Source organism: uncultured Intestinimonas sp., assembly GCF_944387245.1.
In the GTDB taxonomy this organism is placed as follows: Bacteria; Bacillota; Clostridia; order Oscillospirales; family Oscillospiraceae; genus Intestinimonas.
This window is the reverse complement of record NZ_CALXEE010000074.1, coordinates 1-11,807: the sequence shown is the minus strand read 5'-3', so window position 1 is coordinate 11,807 and position 11,807 is coordinate 1. Positions and strand designations below refer to the sequence as shown.

Annotated in this window: 9 protein-coding genes; 2 read left to right on the top strand and 7 right to left on the bottom strand. The window is 64.4% G+C overall.

What is annotated here, in order from left to right:
* Positions 1–237: 237 nt before the first annotated feature.
* On the bottom strand, positions 238–2,310 hold the full coding sequence (gene fusA / locus Q0K15_RS09265; RefSeq protein WP_294515567.1) for an elongation factor G: 2,073 nt from the start codon (positions 2,308–2,310) through the stop codon (positions 238–240).
* Positions 2,311–2,547: 237 nt separating this feature from the next.
* On the opposite strand from fusA, the gene Q0K15_RS09260 reads away from it, so the two are divergent.
* Positions 2,548–3,297, top strand: coding sequence for an HAD family hydrolase (locus Q0K15_RS09260; protein WP_294515566.1), 750 nt, complete (start codon positions 2,548–2,550; stop codon positions 3,295–3,297).
* 56 nt (positions 3,298–3,353) lie between these two features.
* Here the strand turns inward: Q0K15_RS09260 and Q0K15_RS09255 are convergent, their stop codons facing one another.
* The 3 genes from Q0K15_RS09255 to dusB are packed head-to-tail and all read right to left on the bottom strand — an operon-like array spanning position 3,354 to position 5,961.
* On the bottom strand, positions 3,354–4,331 hold the full coding sequence (locus Q0K15_RS09255) for a zf-HC2 domain-containing protein (RefSeq protein ID WP_294515565.1): 978 nt from the start codon (positions 4,329–4,331) through the stop codon (positions 3,354–3,356).
* Positions 4,332–4,361: 30 nt separating this feature from the next.
* Complete coding sequence (locus tag Q0K15_RS09250) at positions 4,362–4,955, bottom strand: sigma-70 family RNA polymerase sigma factor (RefSeq protein WP_294515564.1); 594 nt, start codon at positions 4,953–4,955, stop codon at positions 4,362–4,364.
* A gap of 34 nt (positions 4,956–4,989) precedes the next feature.
* Entirely contained in the window at positions 4,990–5,961 is a 972-nt protein-coding gene (gene dusB / locus Q0K15_RS09245; protein WP_294515563.1) for a tRNA dihydrouridine synthase DusB, read from the bottom strand.
* Between the two features lie 227 nt (positions 5,962–6,188).
* Here dusB and Q0K15_RS09240 point away from each other — a divergent pair, with 227 nt between their 5' ends.
* A complete protein-coding gene (locus Q0K15_RS09240) occupies positions 6,189–8,555 on the top strand; it encodes a SpoIIE family protein phosphatase (RefSeq protein WP_294515562.1) in 2,367 nt (788 codons plus the stop codon).
* A gap of 50 nt (positions 8,556–8,605) precedes the next feature.
* Here the strand turns inward: Q0K15_RS09240 and Q0K15_RS09235 are convergent, their stop codons facing one another.
* The 3 genes from Q0K15_RS09235 to truB form a co-directional block, all read right to left on the bottom strand.
* On the bottom strand, positions 8,606–9,997 hold the full coding sequence (locus Q0K15_RS09235) for a DUF1576 domain-containing protein (protein ID WP_294515561.1): 1,392 nt from the start codon (positions 9,995–9,997) through the stop codon (positions 8,606–8,608).
* A gap of 33 nt (positions 9,998–10,030) precedes the next feature.
* Positions 10,031–10,930, bottom strand: coding sequence for a riboflavin biosynthesis protein RibF (ribF, locus tag Q0K15_RS09230; RefSeq protein ID WP_294515560.1), 900 nt, complete (start codon positions 10,928–10,930; stop codon positions 10,031–10,033).
* A 28-nt stretch (positions 10,931–10,958) separates the two neighbouring features.
* Positions 10,959–11,807: tRNA pseudouridine(55) synthase TruB (gene truB, locus Q0K15_RS09225; RefSeq protein ID WP_294515559.1), on the bottom strand; the 849-nt coding region annotated here is incomplete at its 5' end.

The window sequence follows — 11,807 nt, the reverse complement described above, 5'->3', positions numbered from 1 at the left end:
AAGTGAATTCCGCCTGCGCCAAGGGCCGGGACCCTCCGGTCCCGGCCCTTGTACGGCGCGGATGCGCCGTCCCATCTGTCGGGGCCCCAAATGGAACCCGACAAGGCGGGTCCATTTGGGAGAGGAGGGGCAAGGAAGCCAAGCGCAGTTTTCGCCTTCAGGCGGAAACGGAGCGGAGCGGACTTTGCCCCGACGACGGGGCCCTGCGAGGAAGCCCCCCTGAGATGACAGTTTCCTTTATTCCGCGTCCTGCATGGCCTTGGCCGCCTCGATGGCCTTCTCCTGAGCGGCAGGAGGGGCTTCCTCGTAGCGGACGAAGTGGTAGGTGAAGGAGCCTCTGGACTGGGTGATGGACCGCAGGTCGATGGCGTAGGAGGTCATCTCACCCATGGGCACCTCGGCCTCCACGATCTGGTTGCCGTCATGGTCGGGGTTCATACCCATGATACGGCCGCGGCGCTTGTTGAGGTCGCCGATGACGTCGCCCATGTAGCTGTCGGGGATGGTGACCTTCAGCTCGCCGATGGGCTCCAGCAGCACCGGGTTGGCCTGGGCCAGAGCGGCCTTGTAGGCCAGCTGGGCGGCCGTCTTGAATGCCATTTCGGAGGAGTCCACGGGGTGGTAGGAGCCGTCATACAGGGTGGCCTTCAGATACACCACGGGGTAGCCGGCCAGCACGCCGTGCTGCACGGCCTCCCGGAGACCCTTCTCCACGGCGGGGAAGTAGTTCTTGGGCACGGCGCCGCCCACGACCTCCTCGCAGAACTCCATCTCCTCCTGCTCGCCGGGCTCGAAGCGGATCCACACGTCGCCGAACTGGCCGTGGCCGCCGGTCTGCTTCTTGTGGCGGCCCTGGACCTCCACCTTCTTGCGGATCTTCTCCCGGTAGGGCACACGGGGGGTAGAGAGCTCGGCGTCCACACCGAAGCGGCTCTTCAAGCGGGACACCAGCACATCCAGCTGGATGTCGCCGGTGCCGGAGACTACCACCTGGCGGGTCTCTGCATTGTTGACCACGGTGAAGGTCTGGTCCTCCTCACCCAGACGGGCAAGGCCGGCGGCGATCTTGTCGTCCTGGCCCTTGGTCTTGGGGGAGATGGCCATGGAGTACACCGGCTCGGGGAAGTCGATGGGCTCCAGCTTGATAACATTGCGGGGGTCACACAGGGTGTCGCCGGTCTTCAGCTTATCCATCTTGCCGATGGCGCCGATGTCGCCGCAGGAGAGCTTCTTGACCTCCTCGGTCTTCTTGCCCTTCACCTGATACAGGCGGCCCAGCTTCTCGGTCAGGCCGGTGCGGGCGTTGACCATGGGCATATCCGACTCGATGGTGCCGGAGAGCACCTTCACATAGGAGTACTTGCCGTACTGGTCGGAGACGGTCTTCCACACGAAGGCCACGGGCACGGCGCCGGGGGAGACGGCGAACTCCACCACGTCGCCGTGGTCGTCCTCGCCGGTCTCAGACTTGCCCTCCAGGGGAGAGGGTAGCAGGTTGACGATATTGTCCAGCAGCATCTGGGTGCCCAGGCCGGTGAGGGCGGAGCCGCACACCACCGGGAAGATGGACAGATCCTTCACGCCGGCGTGGAGGCCCTGGATCATCTCGGCGTAGGTGAACTCCTCGCCGTTGAAATAGCGGTCCATGAATTCCTCGCTGGTCTCGGCCACGGACTCCACCAGGGCGTTATAGAGCTCGTCCAGGACCTCCTGCTTGTTCTCGGGCACGGGGATCTCGTGGCGTTTGCCGTTTTCAATGTCGTAAGCGCGCTTGTTGAGCACGTCGATGATGCCGATGACTTTCTTGTTCTCATCCCAGATGGGGGCCACCACGGGGGCCACGTTCTTGCCAAAACGCTCCCGGAGGGTGTCGAAAGCGGCGTTGTAGTCGGAGTTGTCCTCGTCGGTCTTGGAGATGTAGAGGATGCGGGGCATTTTCCGCGCCTCACAGTACTTCCAGGCCTTCTCGGCGCCCACGCTCATGCCGCTCTTGGCGGAACAGACGATGACGGCGGCGTCGGCCACACGGAGGGCCTCCATGACCTCGCCGGAGAAGTCGAAGTAGCCGGGGGTATCCAGAATGTTGATCTTACAACCCTTATATTCTACGGGCGCCACGGCGGTGGAGATGGAAAACTGACGGCGGACCTCTTCTGGGTCGTAGTCGCAGGTGGTATTTCCGTCGGTCACCTTGCCGAGACGGTCAATGGCGCCGGTCTGAAACAGCATGCTCTCGGCCAGGGAAGTCTTTCCGTTTCCACCGTGGCCCAGCAGGCATACGTTGCGAATATTTTGTACGGAATAGCTCATATCTTGTTTCCTCTCCTTACATTTGGGATCTCACGAAAGCGCCGCCCGTTTGTCTGCGTCACTGTCTTAGTCATTATATCTCAATACCGGATAATTGACAACTCATTTTTTATAAAAAATGTAGTCTCCATACAAATTCCTTCCAAGCTGCCCCCTCTTTTCTTTGACAACAGGGACTGGAACCGGTATGATTGCGGAAGAAAATACGCTTTGTCCGCCGCGAAAGGAGATTTTCCCATGCGCCTGAATGACCCGAAAATGGTGCTCTTTGACTACGGCCAGACCCTCATCGACGAGCCTTATTTCAACAAGGAGCTGGGGATGGAGGCGGTGCTGGCCCACGCCGACGCCAACCCGCTGGGCCGCACGGCTCGGGAACTGGCCGACTACATCGACGCCCTGGAGGCCGAGATGGAGCGCTTCCGCACCGCCGACGGCCACATCCCTCTCTACGAGACCCACAACCTGCCCTTCCAGCGGTACGTCTTTGCCTCCCAGCGCCTCTCCTTCTCCCTGCCGGAGGAGGCCCTGGAGACCCTCTACTGGGACGCCGCCGCCCCCGGCCGCCCCACCGAGGGCATCCTCCCTCTGCTGGATCTTCTGGCGGAGCGAGGCATCCGCACCGGCGTCATCAGCAACCTCTCCTTCTCCGGTGCCGCCCTCCGAGCACGGCTGGACCGGCTGCTGCCCAACCACCGCTTTGAATTCATCCTGGCCACCAGCGAGTACGTCTTCCGCAAGCCCAGCCCCCGGATCTTCCGGCTGGCTCTCACCATGGCGGGCCTGGAACCCCACGAGGTGTGGTACTGCGGCGACAATCCGGACTGTGACATCGCCGGCGCCGCCGCCTGCGGCATCCAGCCGGTGTGGTACACCGGCGCTCTCTCCCCCTCCCAGAACACCCCCGCCGCCGACCACCTTACCCTGGAGCGCTGGGCAGATTTCCCCGCCCTTCTGGACAGTGCCGCGGCTCCGTGCACAGTTTAAAGGCAAGAAAAGAGCGTGTGCTCACGGATAATTCCGTGAGCACGCGCTCTTTTTTATCACGCAATGGGCACATAGCCCAGCACGGCCAGGGTCTCGCTGTCGCACAGGAGGATGGCATAGTCGTGACCGGAGGTGTCCCCCAGGGTCACGGCCCAGTCGGTGCCATCCATCAGGGCGGCGTTTTCGTCATCACAGACCGCCGCCGTCAGCTCCCCTTCGGTCACCTGGGCAATGGATACCAGGGTTGTGTCCACCCGGTCCTTCTGCTCGAAGGCGGATGCCGCCAGCCAGGCGGCGCAGTTGGCACGCAGGGTCTCGGTGGTATCCCCGTCAGGTTGGACGGCCCCGTCGGTGGTGGCTGCCTCCGCCGGCAGCACGCTGAAGGTGACTGCCTGGTTGTCGCTCTCCTGACCGTTTGCCACGTCTCCCACCTCCTGGGCCGGGGCCGGTGTGGGCTGGGCCGACGCAGGTGGGCTCATCCGCAGGATAGCTCCGCTACCGCCCGCCTCCGCATCCTCCTGGACCACCGCGGGCGCACTCTCCGACGGCAGTGCGTCGCCGTCGGAGAGGTTGGCTTCTTTGCCCTTGCCCTCTATCTCAGCCTGTCCGGCATCGCCCCCGGCGGCACCTACCGTATCCTGGGCGGACTCTGCCGTGGTCACGCTGGCCGCCGCCGGAGCGGCGCCGGTGGAGCCACTGCTCTGGAGGGTCTTCAGGGTGCCGGCCCCCAGCAGGATCACCGCAAAGACCGCCGCCAGGGAGGCCCAACGTCGGATGCGGGACTTTTTGCTCACCCTGGAGAGGGGGACCACCTTTTCCGCCCCGATCCTGTCCATGATGGCCTGGTGGAGCCCGTCGGGCACCTCCTCCTCCAGCTCGGGCAGGAGGGCACGGAGCTGCCGCAGCTCCTCCGCCGCCCCGCGGCACTCCCCGCAGGCAGCCAGATGGCCCTCCAGCTCTCTTTTCTCTTCCGGGGTCAGTTCACCGTCCAGCTCCAGGCTCAAAAGCTCCAGAGCGCGGTCGCAGTCGCACATGGAACAGGTCACCTCCTCTCCTTTGTTTCATCACTTTCTAGACGAAAGCTCGCCAAAAAAGTTCCCCCGCTCCGTCAAAACTTTTCGCAGGGCATTTCTGGCCCGGGCGATGCGGGACTTCACCGTCCCCTCCTCCAGGCCCAGGACCGCGCCGATCTCGGCATAGCTCAAACCGTTGATCTCCCGCATGACCAGCACCTGACGGTGCTCCGGGGTGAGCCTCTCCAGCCCCGCCGCCACCGCCTGCCGGACCTCCGTGCGCTCCAGCTCCCGCTCGGGGGTGTAGCGCTCGTCGGGGAGCTCCACCTGCCGCGCCTCCTCCTCGTCGTCTAAGGAGACCGTCATGGAGAGGTTCTGCCGCCGCTTCTCCTTCCGCAGGAAGTCGATGCATGCGTTGGAGGCCAGGCGGTAGAGCCAGGTGGAGAAGCTGCTCTCCCCCTGGAAGCGGCCCAGCCCCCGCCAGGCGTTGAGGAACGCCTCCTGGGTCAGCTCAGCGGCGTCCTCCGGGTTGCCGGTGAGCCGCCGGCAGAGATTATAAATGCGCTTTTCATTGTCGGTGACCAGGACCTCGAAGGCGGACTCGTCCCCCTTTCTGGCCCGTTCCACCAGCTCCTGTTCCGTCAAGGCGACCCTTCACCCGCCTTCCCTTTCTGTCAAATCATTTCAGGTCCCGCCGGATGCCCGCCGTGATCCGGCGCAGGTCCTCCATGGTCTCCACGTGGCAGATCTGCTCCTTCCAGTAGCCCGCATGGGGCACCCCCTTCAGGTACCAGCAGTACTGCTTCCGGGCCTCCAGGCAGGCGATCTTCTCCCCCTTGTGGGCGGCGTTGATCTCAAACTGCCGCATGGCCGTCTCACACCGCTCCGCCAGAGGGGGCAGGGGCGGGACCTCCCGCCCCTCCAGAGCGGCCTGGGCCTGCTGGAAGAGCCAGGGATTGCCGAAGCAGCCCCGTCCGATCATCACGGCGTCAGCGCCGGTCCAGCGGAGGATGCGCACGGCATCCTTCCCCTCAAAGACATCGCCGTTGGCCATGACCGGGATGTGCAGGGCCTCCTTCACCTCCCGGATGTAGTCCCAGTTGGCGGTACCGGCGTATTGCTGGCTCCGGGTGCGGCCGTGGACGGCCACGGCGGACACACCCGCCTCCTCCATGGCCTTGGCCAGCTCCACGCAGTTGATAGAGCCCTTGTCCCAGCCCAGGCGCATCTTCACGGTGACGGGGCGGCTCCCCGCCCCCTTTACCACCGCCTCGGCCACCCGGACGGCCAGGTCCGGGGTGCGCATGAGTCCGGAGCCATCCCCGGAGTTGGCCACCTTGGGCACGGGACAACCCATGTTGATATCGATGATGTCCGCTCCGGACACCTCCCCGGCAATGGCGGCGGCCTCCTCCATGCACACCGGGTCGGAGCCGAAGATCTGGGCGGCGGCGGGGTGCTCCCCCTCCCCCAGCTTCAGCAGCGGGACGGACTTTTTATCCTGGTAGCACAGGGCCTTGGCGCTCACCATCTCGGTGACGGTGTAGCCCGCCCCCAGCTCCCGGCAAATGGTACGGAATCCCAGGTCGGTGACCCCTGCCATGGGGGCCAGCACCAGCTGGGAGTCAATCTCCACGTTTCCTATCTTCACGGTCTTCCTCCGGTTCAATTTGGTTCTTTTCATCATACCATAAACCGCCATTCTGGGCAAGTGGCGCCGTCTTTTATACCGTTTTGCCCATGAATGCCCGGAAAATCCGCTTAAGGCGCCAGAATGCCGCAGAAAATCGCAGAAAGGGTGTTCCCACTTCCGACGCGATATTTCCAAATCATGGATTATACTGTCTCTACTACCCGATACACAGGAGGAGATCGTCCATGGCGGCGAAGGTTGGATGGAAGTCAAAGGCAGCCCAGGCCCGGGAGGAGATGGCCCGGACGGGCAGGCTGGTGCTCCGGGCGCCAGCCCTGGTGCGGGGGGCGGAGTATGTCATCCGCTTCATCCTCTCGGCGGTACTGGCGGGGGCGGAGATCCTGAACGGCTGTGCCCCCTTTGGGCTGTCCATGGTGGGCTGCTCGGGCTCTGGGCTGGGGGGCTTTGCCGCCCTGCTGGGGGCCTGCTTCGGCTATCTCGCCTTCCGGGGGCTGGCCGAGGGACTGCGGTACGTAGCGGCGGCCATCCTCATCTTCTCGGTGGCCTTTGCCTTTTTCGACATCAAGCTGTACCAGCGCAGCTGGTTCATGCCTGCGGTGACGGCGGCGCTCTCCGGCGCCACCGGCTTCGTCTATCTGGGAGAGGGGGGCTGGGAGATCTCCACCGTGATCTTTTTCCTCACTGAGCTGCTGCTCTCCGGCGCCTGCGTCTACTTCTACCGCACCGCCTTCTCCCCCTGGCTGGACCGGCGGGAGGAGGGGGAGCTCTCCACCCGGCAGCTGGCCAGCCTCTTTATCCTGGGAAGCACCGTCCTCATCTCCCTGGCGCAGCTCACCCTGGTGGGGGACATCATCTCCGCCGGCCGTGTCCTGGCCGCCCTGGCGGTGATGGTCTTTGCCTCCCAGGGGGGCCTTGGTGTCGGCGCCGCCGCCGGCGTGGCCGCCGGGCTGAGCATGGACCTGGCCCGGGGCGGCGGGGACTGGTCCTGCACCGTGTGCTACGGCTGCGCCGGCCTGGTCACCGGCGTCTTTCAGGGCCGGTCCCGGACGGGATGCGCCGTGGCCTACGTCCTCACCAACGCCGTGGTGGTGCTGTGGGCCTGGGAGGGCGGCGCCGAGCTCCCCCTCCTCTATGAGGTCTTTGCCGCCTCCGTCCTCTTCCTCCTGCTGCCGGAGCAGCTGCTCCGCAAGGTCCACGCCCGGCTGAGCCGGGAGCGCTCCCCCGGCACCGCCGACCGGGCAGCCGCCTACGTCCGGGAACGGCTAACCCAAACCGCCGAGGCCTTCCGCACCCTCTACGAGTCCATGCGGGGGAGCTTTCATGGGAGTGCCCCCAACGACGGCGACCTCTCCACCGTCTTTGACCGGGCGGCGGACAAGGTGTGCCGCCGGTGCGCCCTCCGGGACGCCTGCTGGCAGCGGAACTACAACACCACCTTCAACGCCCTCAACGACGCCCTGCCCGCCATGGCGGAGCGGGGCCGGGGCGAGGCCGGGGACTTCCCCCAGCACTTCACCACCCGCTGTCTCCACTTTCCTCAGTTCCTGGCCGCCGCCAATGAGGCCCTCACCGCCGCCCTCTGCCGCCGGCAGTACCAGAACCGGCTCCAGGAGAACCGGGCCGCCGTCTTCCGGCAGTACGGCACCCTCTCCACCCTGCTGGGCCAGGCGGCCGCCGAGCTCTCCGGGGAACTGACCCCAGACCCGGTACGTGAAAAGCGGCTGCGCCGCCATCTCACCGCCCTGGGGCTGGAGGGGGACGCCTGGGTCTACTACGACCAGGCCGGCCACCTGCGCTGTGAGGTGACCGGACCCGACCTGGCGCCCCTCCGGAAAGAGGAGGAGCGCGCCACCCTCTCCTCCCTGCTGAAGGTCTCTCTCCATGCGGCGGAGGAGGAATCCCCCATCGGCACGGGAGAGCACCTGGTCTTCACCCAGGCCGAACCCCTCCAGGCCGTCATGGGGGCTGCCGCCCGGCAGAAGGGGGGCGAAACAGTGAGCGGGGACGCCGGCGGTCTCCTCCGCACCCCGGAGGGACTTCTCTACGTCATGCTGTGCGACGGCATGGGCAGCGGCCCCGCCGCCAGCCGGGAGAGCAAGCTGGCCGTCCGCCTGCTGGAGCAGTTTTTACGGGCGGGAGTTCAGGCCGAAATCGCCCTGAAAACCCTCAACGCCGCTCTGGCCCTCCGCAGCGAAGAGGAGGGTGGCTTTACCACCGTGGACCTGCTGGAGCTGGACCTCTTCACCGGGGCCGCCGCCCTCTATAAATTCGGCGCCGCCCCTACCTACCTGCGCCGGGGCTCCTCGGTGAGCCGCATCACCGGCGCCACCCTCCCCGCCGGGCTCACCGACGGGGAGCGAATCGCTCCCGACATCACCCGGCTCCAGCTGGAGAGCGGAGATGTGGTGGTGATGGTCAGCGACGGCGTGGCGGAGCAGCGCGAGGACCAATGGCTTCGGGACGCCCTGGCCGCCTTCGACGGGGAGAGCCCCAAGGACCTGGCACGGGCCCTGGTCTCAACCAATGTGGACGAGCACGGCCCTCAGGATGACCGCACCGCCCTGGTGGTCCGCCTCTCCGCCCGAAGCTGAAAGAGAAAATGTGCCATTTCCCGCAACAGCAGTGGGAAACGGCACATTTTTTATTCTTGATCCGATTTTTTCTCTTCCTGCTTTTCCTGGATGACGGGGAAAGGCTTTCCCTCCGGGGTCCGCTCTTCCGGCGGAAGATCGCGCTCCATAAGCGCGGGCTTGTCTTCCTCGAACACATCAAAGAGACTTCTGGGCGTCAGTTCCGGCTTCCGGTGACGGAAGATGGCCGTGATGAGAGGGAAGAGCACGATTGCGATCAGTCCGCCGGAAAAACCGTTGTTATAGAGATTGACACCAGCCAGCACATACCCGGCCTGGAGGACCACCGCTGAGTGGAGGAAGCCCGCCAGGATGCCCGCAGGCCACCCAAAGACACCGGCGAAGGGGGCCAGGGTGGTACCGAAGAGGGCGGCCAACTGGAGCGCCGGTGCCTCCACGGTATAGTGCATGAAGATACCGCCCAGGAGCACGCCGCACATGATGGGCAGGATATTTTTTGCATGCTTTCCGTAGGCGGAGAAGCCGATGATGGTGAGGATGCCTCCCAAGGTGGGCCCGTTCAGATCTCCTCCCACCAGGAGGATATACCCGGTGGCCAGAAGCCCATTCACACCCATGTTGATGAGCACCGGCCCTGTACCTACCATACGCAGAAAGTCGCTGGGGGCCCGTCCCGTACTGGTGAGGATACGCCGGTAACCCGCCCAGGAGGCCCAGACCGGACGGTCGGAAAAGAAGAGGCCGCACACAATGAACACCAGACACATCAGCGCCATAGCCGCGCCAAAGCGCAGATTATACCCCTCCGCCCAGTAGAGAACGCTGCTGGGGGCGTCCCCCACTGCGGTGAGGATGGGCACCAGCATCATGGCCAGCAGGCCGCAGGCAAAGCCCATGTTGTAGAGGTTCATGCCGTTTTGCACCTTGTAGGTATAGGCCGACAGAGGGGGAAGCACCATGCCGATCAGAACGCCGATGAGAAGTCCGCCCAAAGGGTGGGAATAAAGACTTCCATAGGCCATATAGCTCACCAGCGGTGAGAGCGCGGTGGCCAGCAGCGCCACCGAGGTATACTTGGAGAATGGCTCCTTCTGGATACGGGCATAGATCCAGGTGCCCAGGAAGATGGGCCAGATGTTGGTGATATTCTTCCCGAAGAGGGCAAAGCCTGACATCAGGCCCATCTCCGTGATTGTGAAGCCATTGAGGGGGCACCGGGAGAGGAACAGGATGGCGGCGCTGATCAGGGTCACCAGAGCAGAGTTGACAAAGGCCGCCCCCGGCCCCGCGATGGCTACATAGTCGGTGATGAGCACATCCTGGGTATTGATAATCTTCCACAGCCCCGGGATGATGTTGGCCGGGTCATCAAAAATCAGTCCCGCCAGGATCAGGGCCAGTGCGTATCCCAGGATCGCAAAGTACATGTTCTTATATCGCATCGGAGCTCCCTCCCTCTTGCCTATGGTCTGGGTTCAGACGGTGCGGAAAAAGTCTCTCGTCTCCTGGGCGTTGCGCATGACTTCCTCCCGCAGGGCTTCCAATGAGGGGAACTTCCGCTCTCCCCGCAGCTTCTTATAGAACTCCATGCGGATGGTCTGGCCGTAGAGGTCCCCGGAGAAATCCAGGATATAGCCCTCCACGCTGACCTTGTCCCCGTCGTCCACCGTGGGGCGGACGCCGATGTTGGTGACAGCGGGACGGCTATCGCCGTTTTCGAACCACACCCGGGTGGCATACACCCCGTGGGCGGGTACCAGCACGCCCTCCGGGAAGTGGAGGTTCACCGTGGGAAAGCCCAGGGTGGAGCCCAACTTCTTCCCGTGGCTCACCCGGTCGGTGAGCACGTGAGGATGGCCCAGAAACTCCATGGCCCGCTCCATCTCCCCTTGGGCGATGAGGGTACGGATGTACGTAGAGGAAACGGTGATCCCCTCCAGCTCGATCTTGGGGATGATATTACACCCCACGCCCAGCTGGGCGCACAGCTCCTGGAGCCGCTGGGGATTGCCCTCTCCCTTGTAACCGAAGTGGAAGTCGTGGCCGGCCACCACATGGGCGGCTCCGTGCTCCTTCACCAGATACTCGGTGACGAAATCCCGCCAGTCCATGCGCATCATGCTGTCAAAGTGGGCCACGATAACCTCCTGGATACCGTAGCACCGCCGCATCAGGTCGGCCCGGTCGGCGGGAGAGTTGATCAGGGGGGTCACCGCTCCAGTGATCCGGCTGCCGGGGTGGGCATCAAAGGTAAAGGCGGTGGGGATCAGCCCCTGCTGGGCCGATACCTCTCCCACGCGGCTCAGCAGTGCGCCGTGACCCACATGCACCCCGTCAAAAAAGCCCAGTGCGATGGCTCGTTTTGTCTCGTTCAATGGAATCGTCTCTCTTTCCTCTCCCGGCTCACACCGGGAAAAAGCTTTTGACTGTAATAAGCTTGCCCCGCTCCGCCCGGCACAGGGCCAGGAAGGTCTGATCGCCGCCATAGACCCGGTACTCCCCCTCCGGTAGGGAGGGCATCACCAAGGTCATGCCGTTGCGGAGCTTTTTCTCCTCCTCCGGCTTCAGGATCAGAATGGGGCGTCCGGCAAAGTAGGCGTCCACCGGCAGCAGCAGACTTTCCGCCTCCCCCCGGTCGGCGGCGGCCTGGACGGCCTCCAGCGTCACCGCGTCGTCCAGGGTGAAGCCGGCGGCCATGGTCCGGCGCAGAGCGCCCATGCAGCCGCCGCAGCCCAGGGCCTGGCCGATGTCGTGGCACAGGGTGCGGACATAGGTCCCCTTGGAGCAGCGGACCCGCAGTCGGTAGTCCGCCGGTCCGGTGGACTCCAGCAGCTCCAGTTCGTGGATGGAGACCGGCCGGGGCGCCCGCTCCACCTCTTTGCCCTTCCGGGCCAGCTCGTAGAGCTTCTTGCCTCCGATCTTGATGGCGGAGTACATGGGCGGGATCTGCGTAATATCCCCACGGAACTGGTCCAGCACCGCCAGCACCTCGTCCCGGCCTACCGTCACCGGCCGCTCCTCCACCACCTCACCGGTGGTATCCTGGGTATTTGTAATAACGCCCAGTTTAAGCTCCGCGATATATTCCTTTTCGGATTCAGAAGCGAACTCCACCGCCCGGGTAGCCCGGCCGATGAACACGGGCAGCACCCCGGTGGCCATGGGGTCCAGGGTGCCGGCGTGCCCCACCCGCTTCTCGTGAAAAATGCCCCGCACCTTGGCGCACACATCCATACTGGTCCAGTCGGCGGG

What these genes read in the sequence shown, in the direction of transcription:
- Q0K15_RS09260 (WP_294515566.1), top strand. Translation starts at nt 2,548, where the DNA reads ATGCGCCTGAATGACCCGAAAATGGTGCTCTTTGACTACGGCCAGACC.
- Q0K15_RS09235 (WP_294515561.1), bottom strand. Translation starts at nt 9,997, where the DNA reads ATGCGATATAAGAACATGTACTTTGCGATCCTGGGATACGCACTGGCC.
- fusA (WP_294515567.1), bottom strand. Translation starts at nt 2,310, where the DNA reads ATGAGCTATTCCGTACAAAATATTCGCAACGTATGCCTGCTGGGCCAC.
- Q0K15_RS09240 (WP_294515562.1), top strand. Translation starts at nt 6,189, where the DNA reads ATGGCGGCGAAGGTTGGATGGAAGTCAAAGGCAGCCCAGGCCCGGGAG.
- Q0K15_RS09255 (WP_294515565.1), bottom strand. Translation starts at nt 4,331, where the DNA reads ATGTGCGACTGCGACCGCGCTCTGGAGCTTTTGAGCCTGGAGCTGGAC.